Annotated in this window: 16 protein-coding genes; 5 read left to right on the top strand and 11 right to left on the bottom strand. The window is 65.5% G+C overall.

What is annotated here, in order from left to right:
- Positions 1-16: 16 nt before the first annotated feature.
- The 4 genes from rplT to thrS all read right to left on the bottom strand — a co-directional run bounded on the left by rplT (position 17) and on the right by thrS (position 3353).
- A complete protein-coding gene (gene rplT, locus QP457_RS15135) occupies positions 17-376 on the bottom strand; it encodes a 50S ribosomal protein L20 (protein WP_005410435.1) in 360 nt (119 codons plus the stop codon).
- Between the two features lie 11 nt (positions 377-387).
- Positions 388-585 (bottom strand): 50S ribosomal protein L35, encoded by a 198-nt coding sequence (gene rpmI, locus QP457_RS15140; protein ID WP_002811096.1) that lies wholly within the window; start codon positions 583-585, stop codon positions 388-390.
- A 274-nt stretch (positions 586-859) separates the two neighbouring features.
- Positions 860-1402: a translation initiation factor IF-3 gene (infC, locus tag QP457_RS15145; RefSeq protein ID WP_089236282.1), complete on the bottom strand. Its 543-nt coding sequence runs from the start codon at positions 1400-1402 to the stop codon at positions 860-862.
- Positions 1403-1451: 49 nt separating this feature from the next.
- Positions 1452-3353 carry a threonine--tRNA ligase gene (thrS, locus tag QP457_RS15150; RefSeq protein WP_089236283.1) on the bottom strand — a complete coding sequence of 634 codons (1902 nt, stop codon included), beginning with the start codon at positions 3351-3353 and terminating at the stop codon, positions 1452-1454.
- Positions 3354-3770: 417 nt separating this feature from the next.
- Here thrS and QP457_RS15155 point away from each other — a divergent pair, with 417 nt between their 5' ends.
- The 3 genes from QP457_RS15155 to QP457_RS15165 are packed head-to-tail and all read left to right on the top strand — an operon-like array spanning position 3771 to position 5900.
- Positions 3771-4067: a hypothetical protein gene (locus QP457_RS15155; protein WP_025876254.1), complete on the top strand. Its 297-nt coding sequence runs from the start codon at positions 3771-3773 to the stop codon at positions 4065-4067.
- A complete protein-coding gene (locus tag QP457_RS15160) occupies positions 4067-4330 on the top strand; it encodes a hypothetical protein (RefSeq protein ID WP_099819071.1) in 264 nt (87 codons plus the stop codon). The genes QP457_RS15155 and QP457_RS15160 overlap by 1 nt, the downstream gene beginning before the upstream one ends.
- A gap of 10 nt (positions 4331-4340) precedes the next feature.
- Entirely contained in the window at positions 4341-5900 is a 1560-nt protein-coding gene (locus QP457_RS15165) for a PepSY-associated TM helix domain-containing protein (protein ID WP_205404754.1), read from the top strand.
- 25 nt (positions 5901-5925) lie between these two features.
- Here QP457_RS15165 and QP457_RS15170 read toward each other — a convergent pair whose 3' ends face one another.
- Complete coding sequence (locus QP457_RS15170) at positions 5926-6318, bottom strand: VOC family protein (protein ID WP_180166340.1); 393 nt, start codon at positions 6316-6318, stop codon at positions 5926-5928.
- 103 nt (positions 6319-6421) lie between these two features.
- Positions 6422-7612, bottom strand: a complete 1191-nt coding sequence (locus QP457_RS15175) for a glycoside hydrolase family 18 protein (RefSeq protein WP_205404755.1) — start codon at positions 7610-7612, stop codon at positions 6422-6424.
- A gap of 205 nt (positions 7613-7817) precedes the next feature.
- On the opposite strand from QP457_RS15175, the gene QP457_RS15180 reads away from it, so the two are divergent.
- Positions 7818-8819 (top strand): hypothetical protein, encoded by a 1002-nt coding sequence (locus tag QP457_RS15180; protein WP_205404756.1) that lies wholly within the window; start codon positions 7818-7820, stop codon positions 8817-8819.
- Positions 8820-8922: 103 nt separating this feature from the next.
- Positions 8923-9981, top strand: coding sequence for a serine hydrolase (locus QP457_RS15185; RefSeq protein ID WP_205404757.1), 1059 nt, complete (start codon positions 8923-8925; stop codon positions 9979-9981).
- Here the strand turns inward: QP457_RS15185 and QP457_RS15190 are convergent.
- The 5 genes from QP457_RS15190 to rbfA all read right to left on the bottom strand — a co-directional run bounded on the left by QP457_RS15190 (position 9950) and on the right by rbfA (position 15752).
- Positions 9950-11509 carry a winged helix-turn-helix transcriptional regulator gene (locus tag QP457_RS15190; RefSeq protein WP_205404758.1) on the bottom strand — a complete coding sequence of 520 codons (1560 nt, stop codon included), beginning with the start codon at positions 11507-11509 and terminating at the stop codon, positions 9950-9952. The genes QP457_RS15185 and QP457_RS15190 overlap by 32 nt on opposite strands.
- Before the next feature lie 147 nt (positions 11510-11656).
- Positions 11657-13765 (bottom strand): polyribonucleotide nucleotidyltransferase, encoded by a 2109-nt coding sequence (pnp, locus tag QP457_RS15195; RefSeq protein WP_025876239.1) that lies wholly within the window; start codon positions 13763-13765, stop codon positions 11657-11659.
- A gap of 147 nt (positions 13766-13912) precedes the next feature.
- On the bottom strand, positions 13913-14173 hold the full coding sequence (gene rpsO / locus QP457_RS15200) for a 30S ribosomal protein S15 (RefSeq protein WP_005410445.1): 261 nt from the start codon (positions 14171-14173) through the stop codon (positions 13913-13915).
- Positions 14174-14350: 177 nt separating this feature from the next.
- Complete coding sequence (gene truB / locus QP457_RS15205) at positions 14351-15259, bottom strand: tRNA pseudouridine(55) synthase TruB (protein ID WP_205404759.1); 909 nt, start codon at positions 15257-15259, stop codon at positions 14351-14353.
- A gap of 109 nt (positions 15260-15368) precedes the next feature.
- On the bottom strand, positions 15369-15752 hold the full coding sequence (rbfA, locus tag QP457_RS15210; protein WP_089236289.1) for a 30S ribosome-binding factor RbfA: 384 nt from the start codon (positions 15750-15752) through the stop codon (positions 15369-15371).
- Between the last annotated feature and the right edge of the window lie 94 nt (positions 15753-15846).

Below are 15846 nucleotides of genomic sequence, written 5' to 3' on the forward strand. Positions count from 1 at the left end.
CGGCATCGGGAAGGACTTATGCCGCCAGTGCGCCCTTGGCCTTTTCGGCCAGTGCAGCAAAGCCAGCTGCGTCGTGCACGGCGATGTCAGCCAGAACCTTGCGGTCCAGGGTGATGCCAGCCTTCAGCAGGCCGTTCATGAAACGGCTGTAGCTCAGGCCGTTGATGCGGGCAGCCGCGTTGATGCGGGTGATCCACAGCGAACGGAAGTTGCGCTTCTTCTGCTTACGGCCGATGTAGGCGTACTGCTGTGCCTTGATGACCGCCTGCTTGGCGACGCGGAAGACCTTGCGACGGGCATTGTAGTAGCCCTTCGCCAGATCAAGGATTTTCTTGTGGCGGCGACGCGCCTGTACGCCACGCTTAACTCGTGCCATTTTTCAGTTCCTCAGAGGTAAGGGAGCATGCGGTCCAGACGGCCTGCGTCTTCTGCGCGGACGTGATTCGTCTGACGCAGGTTACGCTTACGCTTGGTCGCTTTCTTCGTGAGGATGTGGCTACGGTTGGCGTGGCCGCACTTGTACTTGCCCGAGGCGGTCTTGCGGAAACGCTTGGCCGCCGCCCGGTTGGTCTTGATCTTGGGCATTGCAATGTCCTTGATGGGATATGACCCTGGTTTCTGACTGATCTGGCGGCGGCCTGGGCCGCTCTTTCCGTCCTGCCATGATCGGCGTACGACCCGTCCTGGGTGGGTCGAGCCGGGCATGATACAGGCAAAACCGCCCTGTAACCAGCCCCCATACAGCTTTTCATCCGCAACCCGGCTGCGCCGGACCCGGAAAAGCAAAAGGACGCCAGCGGCGCCCCTTCACCTTCATCCATTCAGCCGCCAGGCGCCCCGCGACGCAGCCCGTCAGGCCTCAGGTCTTCTTCTTCGGCGCGATCATCATCACCATCTGACGCCCTTCCAGGCGCGGACGGGATTCGATGACGATGTCCTCGCCCAGATCACCCTCGATCCGGCTGGCCATCTCGCGACCCAGTTCCTGGTGGCTCATTTCACGGCCACGGAAACGGATGTTGACCTTGATCTTGTCGCCTTCTTCAAGGAAACCGCGCATCTTGCGCAGCTTGATCTGGTAGTCGCCCTCGTCCGTGACCGGACGGAACTTCACTTCCTTGATCTCGACCTGCTTGGTCTTCTTCTTGGCCTCGCTGGCCTTCTTCTGGGCTTCGAACTTGAACTTGCCGAAGTCCATGATCTTGCACACCGGCGGGTCGGCCTGCGGCTGGATCTCGACCAGGTCCAGGCCTTCATCTTCGGCCATGGACAACGCTTCGTCTCGCGTCAACACGCCGATCATTTCTCCGTCACTGCCGATCACGCGGACGCGCGGCACACGGATTTCCTGATTCTTGCGGTTCTGTTTGTTGTCAGGGGTACTGATATTGCGATCTCCCAAGGGTGTCGAACCCGGCCCGGGCGCCAATGCGCACGGGCCGGACCTTTGTTTACGCGCCCTCGGCCTGGAGCCGCTCGGTGAAAGCCTGGAGGCTCATGCTGCCGAGATCTTCGCCAGAACGCGTACGCACCGCCACAGCGCCGTTTTCCTTCTCGCGGTCACCAATGACCAGCAGGTACGGCACGCGCTGCAGCGTGTGCTCGCGAATCTTATAGCCGATCTTCTCGTTACGCAAATCGGCGCTGACGCGGAAGCCTTGATCCGCAAGGCTTTTGGTCACGGCAGAGACGTATTCAGCCTGCGCATCGGTGATATTGGCCACCACCACCTGGGTCGGCGCCAGCCAGGCCGGGAACTGGCCGGCATGGTGCTCGATCAGGATGCCCAGGAAACGCTCCATCGAGCCGACGATGGCCCGGTGCAGCATCACCGGATGCTTCTTCTGGCTGTTTTCGTCCACGTATTCAGCGCCCAGACGGCCAGGCATCATGAAATCGACCTGCATGGTGCCCAGCTGCCAGGTGCGGCCGATGGCGTCCTTCAGGTGGTACTCGATCTTCGGGCCATAGAAGGCGCCCTCGCCCGGCAGTTCCTGCCATTCCACCCCGCAGCTGGACAGTGCCGAGCGCAGCGCGCCCTCCGCCTTGTCCCAGGTGGCGTCATCGCCCAGGCGCGATTCGGGGCGCAGCGCGATCTTGACCTGGATCTCCTCGAAGCCGAAGTGCTGGTACACCGCCAGCGCCTGCTGGTGGAACGCGGTCACTTCCGCCTCGACCTGGTCTTCGGTGCAGAACACGTGACCGTCGTCCTGGGTGAAGCCACGCACGCGCAGGATGCCGTGCAGCGCGCCGGAGGGCTCGTTGCGGTGGCAGGCGCCAAACTCACCATAGCGGATCGGCAGATCGCGGTAGCTGTGCAGCCCCTGGTTGAACACCTGCACGTGGCCCGGGCAGTTCATCGGCTTCAGCGCGTAGGTACGCTTCTCCGACTCGGTGAAGAACATCGCGTCCTGGTAGTTGTCCCAGTGGCCCGACTTCTGCCACAGCGACACGTCCAGGATCTGCGGGCAGCGCACTTCACCGTAGCCGGTGCTGCGGTACACCTTGCGCATGTACTGCTCGACCACCTGCCACAGCGCCCAGCCCTTCGGGTGCCAGAACACCAGGCCTGGGGCCTCTTCCTGCAGGTGGAACAGGTCCTGCTGCTTGCCGATGCGACGGTGGTCGCGCATCTCCGCTTCTTCGATGCGCTTGATGTACGCATCGAGCTGCTTCTTGTCGGCCCAGGCGGTGCCGTAGACGCGCTGCAGCTGCTCGTTCTGCGCGTCGCCGCGCCAATAGGCGCCGGAAATGCGGGTCAGCTTGAAGGCCTTCAGGAAGCGCGTGTTCGGCACGTGGGGGCCACGGCACATGTCCACGTATTCCTGGTGGTAGTACATGCCCATCGCCTGGATGTCAGGCGACATGTCCTCGATCAGGCGCAGCTTGTAGTCCTCGCCACGGGCCTTGAAGATCTCGATGACTTCCGCGCGCGGCGTCACTTTCTTGATGACGTCGTAGTCCTGTGCGATCAGCTCGCCCATGCGCTTTTCGATCGCCGCCATGTCTTCGGGCGTGAACGGACGCTCGGAGTAGATGTCGTAGTAGAAGCCTTCGGCGATCACCGGACCGATGACCATCTTCACGTCCGGGTACAGCTGCTTGACCGCATGGCCGACCAGATGGGCGCTGGAGTGGCGGATGATTTCCACGCCCTCCTCGTCCTTGGCGGTGATGATGCGCAGGGAGGCATCGTGGTCGATGACGTCACTGGCATCGACCAGCACGCCATCCACCGAACCGGCGATGGTGGCCTTGGCCAGGCCGGCACCGATCGACTGGGCGACGTCCATGACGCTGACGGGATGTTCGAATTCGCGGCGGCTGCCGTCGGGAAGGGTAATCGTGATCATTGCAATGGCTTCATGCGGGGCCCGCCGGGCGGGCTGGAAAGCGCTCCCGGGGCAACGCCCGGGCAATAAAAAAGCGCCGCGAGGGCGCCTGGAATACAGGGCCTTCGGGGCAGGTCAACAGTGGGCGGTGGTAGTGCTCATGTCGCACGCTCGGCCGGCGCTGGGCGCGGGCCACCTTGTTCCAGGATGGGGTTACCGATGATCTTAAACCAGTGGCCGACAAAGCCCAAGCGGCGCCTGAATGGCGCTGGCTGGCGGCGTGAAAACGCAATGATTACCATGTGCGCGCAGCCAGCCCCCGTGCCGGCCTGCCCGCTTCCCCCAGGACCCTGCAATGCGCCACCCGCCCCGACCGGCGCCCGCCGGTCCCGCCCGTGCCCCGCGTTCACCGGCCGTATGCCGGGCTCGGAGCCCGCAATGATCACCGTTGGCCTGTCGACCCTGGGCTTCTGCAGCCTCGGCATGCTGTCGGCGATGTTCTCCGCGCTGGCGTTCTATGCCGCCTCCCCCCACTGCCGTTGGCCACGGCTGCGCCGTGCCGGGCGCCTGGGCCGGCAGATCGGCCTGGTCGCTGCCGTGGCCGCACTGTGGCTGTGGATGGCCGAACTGGGCTTTGCCGCCGGCCTGGTGGCGATGCTGTGCACCTGGATGCTGGCCGCCATGCTGCTGCCGGCACTGGCTGCGTGGCACCGCCCCGATGTGGAGCCGCGCTGATGTGGTCGCGCGCACTGGCCGGCATCGTCGCCGGCTTCTTCCTTGCCGCTGCGGCGACCGGCCTGGTCGCCTGGCTGCCGCCGGGCCCCTGGCAGAAAGCCCTGGTGCCGAGCCTGATCGCGTTCGTCCCGTTGTGGATGCTGGCCGCGCTGTGGGCCTTCAGTTTCCGCAGCCCGTTGCGCGCCTGGCTGACCCTGGCCGGTTGCGCGGCCCTTGGCTTTGCCGCACTCGGCCTGCTGCGCCTGACCGGCGCGGTGCAATGAGATCGACCGCATGAAATTCAGTTCCCAGACCCTGCGTACGTTCACCACCCTGCACACCTGGGTTGGCCTGGTCGCCGGCTTCGGGCTGTTCGTGGCGTTCTATGCCGGCGCGCTGACCCTGTTCCACCACGATCTCCCGCTGTGGCAGACGCCTGGCGCGGCAACCGCATTGCCCGCCGGCCTGGATGACGCGCAGTACCTGCTCGACGACGTGCTGGCCACGCACGCGGAGGCGCGTCGCCACGTCGGCATGACCTTCCCGGGCGCCGATCATCCGCAGCCGCTGGCCTACTGGCAGGCCGAGGACGGCAGCTGGCGCTATGCATGGCCCGGACAGATCGGCGGCAGCCCGACGCCACCGCAGACCGGGCTGGCCGAACTGGTCAACGAACTGCATTACAGCCTGGGCCTGCCGGTGGCCGGCATCTACGTGATGGGCATCGTCAGCCTGCTGTACGGCATGGCCCTGCTCAGCGGTCTGGTGATCCACCTGCCCAAGCTGCTGGGCGATCTGTTCGCGTTGCGCCCCGGCCGCAACCTCAAGCAGCAGTGGCAGGACGCGCACAACGTGATCGGCGTGCTCAGCCTGCCGTTCCATCTGATGTTCGCAGTGACCGGCGCCCTGCTCTGCCTGGTGTTCATGCAGATGGCCGTACTCAATCCCCTGATCTACGACGGCAAGGCACTGCAGGCGGTACCGACGGCGATGGATACCGCGCCGCTGCGCGAAGCCAGTGGCATCCCGGCTGCACCGGGCAGTCTGCGCGAACTGCACGCACGGGCGCTGGAAGTGGCGCGCGCGCAAGGCGTGGCCAACTTTGAACCGGCCTACCTGAAACTGGCCAATGGTGGTGATGCCAACGCGACCATCGAGATCACCGGCGAGGCCAGCGGCACGCTTGGCCCGCTCGGTGCTGTGGCGCTGGATGTCGAAAGCGGCCGCGTGCTGGCCAGCCAGCTGCCTGGCCAACGCGATGCCAACCACGCCACGCTCAGTGCAGCCTATGCCCTGCACTTCGGCGAATTCGGCAATGGCGTGGTGGTCTGGCTGTACTTCCTGCTCGGCCTCGGCGGCGCCTTCCTGTTCTATTCGGGCAACCTGCTGTGGATCGAGTCGCGCCGCAAGCGCCGTCAGCCGCAGCAGTCACGCGCTGCCATCAACATGGCGCGGGCCACGGTGGGTGTCTGCATCGGCCTGTGCGTGGCAATCTCGGTGGCCTTCGTAGCCGCACTGGTGCTGGAGCGGGTCGCCCCTGCCCAGGTCGACCACGGCATCCGCTGGGCCTGCTTCGTGACCTGGGCGGCGTGTGCGCTGTGGGCAGCCCTGCGCCGCCCGGCACAGGCGGCGCGCGAGCTGCTGTGGGCCGCAGCGATCAGCACCGCGCTGGTGCCGGTGGCACACGGCGCCCTCAACGGTGACTGGCTGTGGTTGGCCGCCGCACGCGGCCACTGGCCGTTGTTCTGGATCGATGCGATGGCACTGGCGATGGCCTTCGGCTTTGCCTGCCTGGCATATGCGAGCCAGCGGCGGGCCCGCAATGGTGACCCCAACAGCGTGTGGGCGAACTGACCACGCGTGCGCGCAGCCTGCGCGGTTACGTGGCGTCCACGTAGCGGGCAACTTCAATCAGGTTCCCGTCCGGATCACGGAAGTACACCGACTCGATCGGCCCAAGCGCTCCCGTACGCGGCACCGGCCCTTCTTCAACCGGCACCTGCTCTGCCTGCAGGTGGCCCAGCACCGCCTGCACGCCCATCCGAGTGATCAGGCAGAGATCGGCACTGCCGCGGGTAGGCTGCAACGCGTGGGGCTGCAGCGGCGCGCTGGCCGGGTGCAGGTTGATCTTCTGCTGACCGAACTGCAGGGCGACGCGACCGGCGCCGAAGCGCACGACCTGCATGCCCAGCACGCGCTGGTAGAAGTCACAGCTGCGTTCGATGTCGGCAACGGTAAGAACCAGATGGTCCAAGCGGTCGATGATGATCATGCACGCAGCTTAGCGCTGCGTGCGTGGCGCAGATGTGCGGTTTCGGGCCGCAGGCCGTGCCTGGAACCGCCGAACCCGGACTGGCTCGAACATGTTGAAGCGCTCAGTCGCCAACGCGCGCCTTCTGCCAAGGAGCCAGCATGGCGTTGAGCAGGCTGGCCTGCTCGTCGTCACCGGTCAGCTCCCACATGAAGACACCGGCCAGGCCCTGCTCGCGCGCGAACTGCGCCCGCAGCCCGATCGAACGCGGGTCTTCATAGCTGATGAAGATCTTCTCGGTCGGGTTGTACAACCACGGGCTCTGCGCCTGCGGCTGCCAGTGTTTGTTCCAGCCCGGCTGGTCGAGATAGCGCGCCTTGATCACCCGCCAGTCACCGGCATCGGCCGGAGCGCTGTAGGCCTGGTACAAGCCATCTGCCGACTCGCCGGTGACCTTGAAACCGCGCCCATAGAACGGCACGCCCAGCACCAGCTTGCTCGCCGGTACGCCGTGCTCGCGGTAGTACTGCACGGCACCGGCGACGTTGTTCCAGCGCCGCAGTTCCGGCGCCAGCGGGTCGGCAGGCACTTCATGCAGGGGGGCATTGAAGGTCGAGACCGACGAGAAGCCGGTGCCCATGTCGTAGCTCATCAGGTTGATGAAATCGAACACCTTGGCCAGCGCCGGCAGATCGTAGCTGGCGACGGGATCGTACGGACCGTCGGTCTGCAGGCGACCTGCCGCCAGCGCCGCAGTCAGCAGCATCGGCTGCCCCGCCTTTCTGCCGCGAGCATCCAGCGCCACGCGGAAGGCCTGCGCAAGCTTGGTCAGGTTGGCACGGTCCTGCGGACGGTGCGCCAGTTCCTTCGGGCCACCACTGACCGGGAATTCCCAGTCGATATCCACACCATCGAAGCTGCCGGCATGGCGCTCGAAGAACAACGCCATGCACGAGTCGACCAGGCGCCTGCGGCTGGCCTCGGTCAACGCAGCGTCGGAGAATCCTCCTGCGCCCCAGCCACCGATCGAAATCAACGTGCGAAGATGCCGATGACGGCGCTTGAGCTCGGCCAATGCGGCGAAGTTGGCCGGCGCCTCGGCTCCGATCGCACAGCGTCCGTCCTCGATGGTGGAAAACGCATAGAACAGATGGGTGAGCCGTTCGGCCGGGATGCTCGATACCGGATAGCGCTCGGCCGAACCGCCGGGGTAGTACGCACCGAAGATCGGCGTTTGCGCGGGTTGCGCCTGCGCGGCAATGGGCAGGGTACCGGCGATCAGCACTGCAAGTACGGCCAAGGTCTGGCGGAACATGGAAACTCCCGGGTCGAAGGCGCAGCCACGTTAGCAAACAGATCGGCCCAGGGTGCGGATGTCCGTGCAAGTCGTCCGCCGGACAGTGGCCGGCCACTGGAAGCTGACACGGTCGTGGCTGCGTAACGTCGAAAGCACTTCGCTGCAGGACAACACACGACCTGCCTGAGCTAAGGTGGCGCTGGATCTTCAATGGCACACGGACATGACCGCAGACCACGACGCAGACGACAAACTGCTGGACGACGAAACCCTCGAAAAGCTGCAGGCAATGGAAGCGCGTGCCTATGTAGCGTTCGATGCTGGCGACCTGGCGGAAGCCACTGCCCTGTTCGGCGAGCTGATCGAACTCACACCCGAACTGCCCAATCTGCACTACATGCGCGGGTTGGCGCACAAGTACCTGCGCGACTGGCCGGCGTCGCTGCAGGACAACCTGCGCTCGGAACAGCTGCGCGATGCATTCGACGAGGCCAGCGCATGGAACGCCGGCATTGCCGCCACCGGCGCCGGTGACTGGGCCGAGGCGCGCCGGCAATGGACCCGTTGCGGCATCACACTGCCCGAAGGCGAAGGCCCGATCGACGGCAATTTCGGCGTTGCCTGTGTCCGCTTGAATCCGTGGTCCAGCGGCGAGACCGTGTACATGCGCCGATTGGATCCGGTGCGTGCACGGGTGGAGAACGTACCGCTGCCTGAGAGCGGGTTCCGCTTCGGCGACATCGTGCTGCATGACGGCGCATCCACCGGGCATCGCAGCCATGGTGAGCGCCAGGTACCGGTGTTCAACGCCATGCAGCGTCTGCAGCAATCGGACATGGCAACCCATGCCGTGTTCGTGCGGTGCGACGGGCCGGAGGACATTGCCGCGCTGCGTGCGCTGACTTTGCCGGGCATCGGCCTGGTCGAGGACTGGACCGAGTCGGTGCGTCACCTGTGCCTGCGCTGCAGCTATGGCACGCCGCACCAGCACGATGACGACCGTGGCGATGACGAGACCCGTGATGATGACGATCACTGGGAAAGCGAACGCAACCTCGGTATCGCCGCACAGGGCCGGACCGCGGTGGAGAAGTTGATGGCGGTATGGACGGCAGCCGGCAGGGGGCGCGTGCTGGAGGCGATTGAACAGCGCGAGCATCCACTTCCGGATCCGGAGCCCGGCCAGGTGTGGTGGCTGGGGCACGAAGAAGAACAGCCCGTGTAGCGCCGAGCCTTGCAGCGCAAGGCTTTCAGAATTCTTCAGGGGAATTTCCAGCACTTCAGCCGCTGCTCTGGCCCAATCGGGCTCCTTTCGATGGAGCCCGATCATGCGTTCACTCCTGGCCATTTCCGGCCTGCTGGCATCTCTTCTCAGCCTGCCCTGCACTGCCGCCCCACCCGACCCTGCGCGCCTGCAGGCACTGGAACACGCCATTGCCAGCGATGAACTGAAGCAGATCCGCAGCGTACTGCTGCAGGTGGATGGCAAGGTCGTCTACGAGGGCTACTTCAACGGCGCCGATGCGCAGACCCTGCACGACGTGCGTTCGGCCAGCAAGAGCGTGACCGCCCTGCTGGTGGGGGCCGCCATCGGCGAGGGCAAGCTGCCGGGCGTACACGCGCGCGTCTATGACTACTTCCCCGCTTACACCGCGCTCCATGCGGTGGACCCACGGCTGCGCCAGACCACCGTGGAAGACCTGCTGACCATGAGTTCCCTGTGGGAGTGTGATGACGAGAATGCGTTCTCGGCAGGCAACGAAGAGCGCATGTACGTGACCGAACGCTGGCTCGATTTCACCCTGGGGTTGCCGGTCAAAGGATTTGCACCGTGGATGCAGCGCCCGGCGGACAGCCCGCACGGGCGCGCTTTCGCTTACTGCACCGCCAATTCCTTCGTGCTCGGCGCGGTGCTGGAAAAGGCGACCGGCCAGCCGCTGGCAGACTACGCCGCACGCGTGCTGGAGCGACCGCTGGGAATCACCGCAAGCCACTGGAACCGTTCACCCGAGGGCATCGGCATGGGCGGCGGCGGCACCCGCTACCGCAGCCGCGATCTGGCCAGGCTGGGCCAACTGGTACTCGATGGCGGCCGCTGGCAGGGCCGACAACTTCTGCCGCGCGGCTACATCGCCGCCATGATCCAACCGCAGGCACAGGCCGGCGATGGCAGTGACTACGGCTATCAATGGTGGGGATTGAAACTGGTGGTCGACGGCAAACCACAGACGGTGTGGGCAATGTCCGGCAATGGTGGCAACTATGTCTTCGTGCTGCCGCAGCATCGCGCCGTGGCCGTGGTTACCAGCCAGGCCTACAACCGCAGCCTGGCCCACCCACAGTCGCGACGGATTCTCACCGAGTTCCTGTTGCCGGCGCTGCGCTGAGGCCCGAGAGATCGGCGGGACGCCAGTCGGCAGCCAGTACCCGGCTGCGTTGGCGCGCGATGTCGGCATCGATGCGCGCCAGCAGTGGCATCCATTCCGAAGTGTTGTGCAAGGGCGCGAACAGCGGCGTGGCGCGCAGCCACGCCGCATCGCGGAAGCCATCATTGACCGCCTGCTGCAGCGCCGCCATCGCCGCAGCGGTGTTGCCTGACGCCTGCAGCAGCAGGGCCCGCTCCAGAGCAGCATCGGACCAGCCATCACCGGCCTGTGCCTGCAGCGACGTGAGGCGGTTGCCAATCCATTCCGGTGGCGGGCCCGGCACTGCGTACAGCATGGCCAGGGTCTGCCCGAACGACTGCTGCGGGCGCAGTTGGCGCCCCTGCTCGAAGGCAGCGGCGGCGGCGGCGCGATCCCCGGCCTGCAGCGCCAGTTCGCCCTGCAGCCGCAGCAGTTGTGGATGCGGGGTGCCGCGCGACAGCGCTTCGGACAGCGCCTGTCTGGCTGGCCCGTATGCACCGGCTGCAAACAGGCTGCGCGGCCAGGCGATGTTGGCAAAGACGTTGTCGGGGTACAGCTGGAAGTTCCGCGCGTGACGTTGTGCCGCCGCTTGGGTGAAGCCCAGCAGCTCCAGTTCACGTGCCACCTGCACGTCGCGGAAACGCAGGCGCTCGGGCGCCTTCAATGCGAGATTGTCGCGCAGCGCAAGAACAAGATGGCCCTGCTCCTGGTGAAGATAGGCCAGCGATGCGCGCGTGCGCTCATCAGCGGGATCCAGCTGGATGGCGCGCTGGTAATCGGCAATGGCCTCACCCATCTGCCCCAGGCAGTCGTAGGCATAACCGCGCAATGCGTGTGCCGCACCGTCATCGAAAGCGCGACGGAGTTCAGCGTCCGCCAGGGCAAGGGCTTCGTCCATCTGCACAGTCGAGCCATTGAACAGGCAGCCCTGCGCGGACAAGGCACGTGACAGCCCGCGTCGTGCGCTGCTGGATTCGGGATCCACCTGCAGTGCCTGCCGGTACAGGGCAATGGCACGCTCGTTGTTGCCGGCCTGGCCGATGCTGGCGTAGTACTCGGCGCGCTGCAGCAAGGCCTGTGCGGCCGGCGGCGATGGCGTAGCGGGCCACAGTAGAACAGTGGCCAGTACGGCAACGACGGCGGCACCGCCGGCCAGCCAAGGCCACTTGCGGCGTGCAGCTGGCGGCGAGGTCCGCTCCAGCACGACCGGCGCAGCGCACAGCTGATAGCCACGCCCACGTACCGAGCGGATATAGCGCGGGCGGCGGCTGTCGTCGCCCAGCGCCTTGCGCAGCAGCTTCACCCGCTGGCTGATCGCATCTTCGCCGACGACCGCTGGTGCCCAGACCTGTTCGGCCAAGGTGTCGAAATCGACGATGTCGGTACCACGCTCCAGCAGCACTTTGAACAGGCGCCAGCTCAGGCCATGGAGCGGCAACGCCACACCTGCGCGGGTGACCCGCTGTGCAGGGCAATCGATTTCAAGGTCGAGCAGACGCAGGCTGTCCATGCGCGAAGCATAGCGGCCGGTGCGGCCTGCGGGACGACAGGCAAAGAAAAAGCGGGCCGAAGCCCGCTTTTTCATTTCGGCGTGTCAACCAAGGTTGACACCTACCGGAATCGAGGCGTGCCAACCAAGGTTGGCACCCACCGTCGATTACTCGGCGGTGGCGCCTTCGCCTTCCTCGACGGCCTTCATCGACAGGCGGATACGGCCCTGCTTGTCGACTTCCAGCACCTTGACCTTGACCACATCGCCTTCCTTCAGCACGTCGCCGACCTTCTCGACGCGGTCGCTGGAGATCTGCGACACGTGCACCAGGCCGTCCTTGCCCGGCAGGATGGTGACGAACGCACCGAAGTCCATGATCTTGGCGACCTTGCCTTCGTAGATGCGGCCCGGCTCGACGTCCGAGGTGATCTGCTCGATGCGGGCCTTGGCAGCCTGCGCAGCGATGGCATTGACCGACGCGATGACGATGGTGCCGTCATCCTGGATGTCGATCTGGGTGCCGGTTTCCTTGGTGATGGCCTGGATGGTCGAACCACCCTTGCCGATCACTTCGCGGATCTTGTCCGGGTGGATCTTGATGGTCAGCAGACGCGGCGCGTAGTCCGACAGCTCTTCGCGCGGAGCGGTCAGGCCATGGGCCATTTCGCCCAGGATGTGCAGACGGCCAGCCTTGGCCTGCTGCAGAGCCTGCTTCATGATCTCTTCGGTGATGCCTTCGATCTTGATGTCCATCTGCAGGGCGGAAATGCCCTCAGCGGTACCGGCAACCTTGAAGTCCATGTCGCCCAGGTGATCTTCGTCACCCAGGATGTCGGACAGGACGACGAAGCGATCGCCTTCCTTGACCAGACCCATGGCGATACCGGCAACCGGTGCCTTCACCGGCACGCCGGCGTCCATCAGGGCCAGCGACGAGCCGCAGACCGAGGCCATCGACGAGGAACCGTTCGACTCGGTGATTTCCGACACGACGCGGATGGTGTACGGGAAGGATTCCAGCGACGGCATCACTGCCAGCACGCCGCGCTTGGCCAGACGGCCGTGGCCGATCTCGCGACGCTTCGGGCCCATCATGCGGCCGGTCTCACCCACCGAGTAGGGGGGGAAGTTGTAATGGAACAGGAAGTTCTCTTTGTACTCACCGGAGACGGCATCGATGACCTGGCCATCACGGGCGGTGCCCAGGGTGATGGTCACGATGGCCTGCGTTTCGCCGCGGGTGAACAGCGAGGAACCGTGGGTACGCGGCAGGATGCCGGTCTTCACTGCGATCGGGCGGACGGTGTCCAGCGCACGGCCGTCGATGCGGACCTTGGTGTCCAGCACCGAGTTGCGCATGGTGCTGTATTCCAGCTCGCCGAATTCCTTCGACAGCTCGGCCGGGTTCCAGCCTTCAGCGGCCACGCGGCCAGCCAGCGACTCGACCACGTCTTTCTTGATCGCCGAGATGGCGTCGCGGCGCTGCAGCTTGTCGCGCACCTGGAAGGCTTCGCCCAGACGCGGGCCGATGGCTTCCTGCAGGGCGCTGATCAGCACGTCGTTCTTGGCCGGGGCGACCCAGGTCGACGGCTTGGTGCCGGCTTCCACGGTCAGCTCGTTGATCGCGTTGATGACCTTCTGCATTTCGCGGTGACCGAAGGTCACGGCGCCCAGCATCACGTCTTCGGACAGCAGCGCGGCTTCGGATTCCACCATCAGCACAGCGTTGGCGGTACCGGCAACGACCAGCTCCAGCTCCGAATCCTTCAGTTCGGTCACGGTCGGATTGAGGATGTACTCACCGTTCTTGTAACCGACCTTGGCAGCGGCGATCGGACCCTTGAACGGGGTGCCGGCCAGCGACAGCGCAGCCGAGGCACCGATCAGCGCCGGGATGTCACCGTCGATGTCCGGGTTCAGCGACATCACCGTGGCGATGATCTGGACTTCGTTCTTGTAGTCTTCCGGGAACAGCGGACGGATCGGACGATCGATCAGACGCGAGATCAGGGTTTCCTTCTCGGTCGCGCGGCCTTCGCGCTTGAAGAAGCCACCCGGGATACGGCCACCGGCGTAGAACTTCTCCTGGTAGTCACAGGTCAGGGGGAAGAAGTCCTGGCCCTCACGCGCGCTCTTGGCGGCAACGGCGGAGACCAGCAGCACGGTATCGTCGAACTTGACGATGACGGCGCCACCGGCCTGGCGGGCGATTTCGCCGGTCTCAAGCGTGACGGTGTGCTTGCCGTACTGGAAGGTTTTGGTGATTTTTGCCACGGGGGTGTCCTTGGGGATGCTGTCTGCGAATGGACCGGGGGCGACCCTTGCCGCCAACGGATGACCGGTCGTTCCGGTCTGAAAAAGGTATTGCGGTGCTACAAAACAAAACCGCGGCGCATCGCTGCGCCGCGGGGGATTCGTTGCTTAGCGACGCAGGCCAAGCTTCTCGATCAGGGCCTTGTAACGCTCGACGTCCTTCTTCTTCAGGTAGTCGAGCAGGCTGCGGCGGCGGTTGACCATCTGCAGCAGACCGCGGCGGCTGTGGTGATCTTTCTTGTGGGTCTTGAAGTGGCCGGTCAGCAGTTCGATGCGGGCGGTCAGCAGTGCAACCTGGACTTCCGGGGAGCCGGTGTCAGCCGAGCTGCGCTTGTTGTCTTCAATGACCTTCTGGGTGTCGATCGACATGTCTTTTTTCTCTGTGATGCGTGGCCGGCAGGAACGCGCTTTCGCGCACCGCCTGGCTCGCCGTGAACCAACAAATGGATGAAACCCGCCTTCGGCAGGCTGCCGTAAAACGGCCGCGGAATTGTAACGGCCAGGGGGCTTTGGAACAAGGTCCGGGGCTGAACCGGGCCTCCCCGTTCAGAGGTTGAAGCGGCGCTGCGGGGCCAGCAGACCGCTATCGTCGACCTGGCCCAGGCCCTGCGCCGCCGATCCGGGACCGAACACGGCCACCAGGCCGCGCGGCCAGAAAGGGTCGCGCTGGCGCTGGCCCACGCAGAAACGCTGGGTCTGCTCGGCGTCCAGGTCGACCCGGGGATACTCGGACAGACCGGCTGCCAGCGGCAGCAGCAGCGCGTCCATGGCGGTCTCGTCCTGCGCTTCCACCAGGGCCCTCAGCTGCTCCAGGGTGACCATCGCCGGTTCGTGGAACGGCTCCACCCACAAGCGACGCAGGGCACTGATGTGCGCCCCGCAGCCCAGCGTTTCACCCAGGTCACGGGCCAGACTGCGGATATAGGTGCCCGAGCCGCAGGTGACCCGCAGCCGCAGCCGCTCGGGCTGCTGCTCCAGTATCTCGATGGCATGGACCTTGACCTGGCGCTCGGGCGCCTCGATGGCGTCGCCTCGGCGGGCCTTCACATAAAGCGGTTCCCCGCCCTGCTTGAGCGCGGAATAGATCGGCGCACGCTGCAGGATGTCGCCCAGCAGCGGCGCGATCGCCGCCTGCAGGGTCTCGGGACTGATCGCAGGCACCGGCCGCTCGAGCAGCACCTGGCCCTCGGCGTCGTCGGTATCGGTGGTCTGGCCCAGCACGATCTCGGCGTCGTAGGCCTTGGCCGAGCCCAGCAGCAGGCCGGCGATCTTGGTGGCCTCGCCGAAGCACAGCGGCAACAGGCCGGTGGCCAGCGGGTCAAGGCTGCCGGTGTGGCCGCCCTTTTCCGCACGGAACAGGCGACGGGCGACCTGCAGCGCGGCGTTGGAGCTCATGCCGGTCGGCTTGTCGAGCAGCAGGATGCCATCCAGGCGGCGGAACTGAATTCGGGTCATGACAGGTACGGGTAGCGCCGGGCCATGCCCAGCGAGCGCGCAGCGCGGTCTGCATCAGACATCGCGCAGCCGGAATGCAACAACGCCGGGCATGCCCGGCGTCGCGCGGTTATTCTTCGTCGCCTTCGCGACGCTTTTCGGCGGCCACGGTATCGGGCAGGTCGCGCAGCAGGTTGTCGATGCGCTCGCCACGATCGACCGAGTCGTCGTAATGGAAATGCAGCTCCGGCACATGCCGCAGCTTCATCGCGCGCGCCAGCTCCATGCGCAGGCCCCAGGCCAGTTCCTTCAGGCCCTTCATGGCTTCAACCGAACGTTCCGGCATCAGCGCGGTGACGAACACCTTGGCGTGGGCCATGTCGCGGGTGATTTCCACGTCGGACACGCTCACCGAGGGCAACCCGTGCTCGCGCACGGCGTTGTGCACCAGGGTGCCGAGTTCACGGCGCAGCTGGGCGGATACACGGTCGGTTCGGTGGAAAGTCTTGGGCACGCGGCAGGCTCTTGATTCGATTGTGGCCCGACCGAGGTCAGGCACTACAGTTTACGGGATGAAACGAGACCGGCCCGTGAGGGCCGGTCCGTTG

Source organism: Stenotrophomonas sp. As-7, from assembly GCF_030291015.1.
Classification (GTDB): Bacteria; Pseudomonadota; Gammaproteobacteria; order Xanthomonadales; family Xanthomonadaceae; genus Stenotrophomonas; species Stenotrophomonas lactitubi.

Bases quoted from the DNA above. Each gene is read 5' to 3' on its own strand.
- rplT (WP_005410435.1), bottom strand. From the start codon at position 376: ATGGCACGAGTTAAGCGTGGCGTACAGGCGCGTCGCCGCCACAAGAAA.
- rpmI (WP_002811096.1), bottom strand. From the start codon at position 585: ATGCCCAAGATCAAGACCAACCGGGCGGCGGCCAAGCGTTTCCGCAAG.
- thrS (WP_089236283.1), bottom strand. From the start codon at position 3,353: ATGATCACGATTACCCTTCCCGACGGCAGCCGCCGCGAATTCGAACAT.
- QP457_RS15155 (WP_025876254.1), top strand. From the start codon at position 3,771: ATGATCACCGTTGGCCTGTCGACCCTGGGCTTCTGCAGCCTCGGCATG.
- QP457_RS15160 (WP_099819071.1), top strand. From the start codon at position 4,067: ATGTGGTCGCGCGCACTGGCCGGCATCGTCGCCGGCTTCTTCCTTGCC.
- QP457_RS15165 (WP_205404754.1), top strand. From the start codon at position 4,341: ATGAAATTCAGTTCCCAGACCCTGCGTACGTTCACCACCCTGCACACC.
- QP457_RS15170 (WP_180166340.1), bottom strand. From the start codon at position 6,318: ATGATCATCATCGACCGCTTGGACCATCTGGTTCTTACCGTTGCCGAC.
- QP457_RS15175 (WP_205404755.1), bottom strand. From the start codon at position 7,612: ATGTTCCGCCAGACCTTGGCCGTACTTGCAGTGCTGATCGCCGGTACC.
- QP457_RS15180 (WP_205404756.1), top strand. From the start codon at position 7,818: ATGACCGCAGACCACGACGCAGACGACAAACTGCTGGACGACGAAACC.
- QP457_RS15185 (WP_205404757.1), top strand. From the start codon at position 8,923: ATGCGTTCACTCCTGGCCATTTCCGGCCTGCTGGCATCTCTTCTCAGC.
- QP457_RS15190 (WP_205404758.1), bottom strand. From the start codon at position 11,509: ATGGACAGCCTGCGTCTGCTCGACCTTGAAATCGATTGCCCTGCACAG.
- rpsO (WP_005410445.1), bottom strand. From the start codon at position 14,173: ATGTCGATCGACACCCAGAAGGTCATTGAAGACAACAAGCGCAGCTCG.
- truB (WP_205404759.1), bottom strand. From the start codon at position 15,259: ATGACCCGAATTCAGTTCCGCCGCCTGGATGGCATCCTGCTGCTCGAC.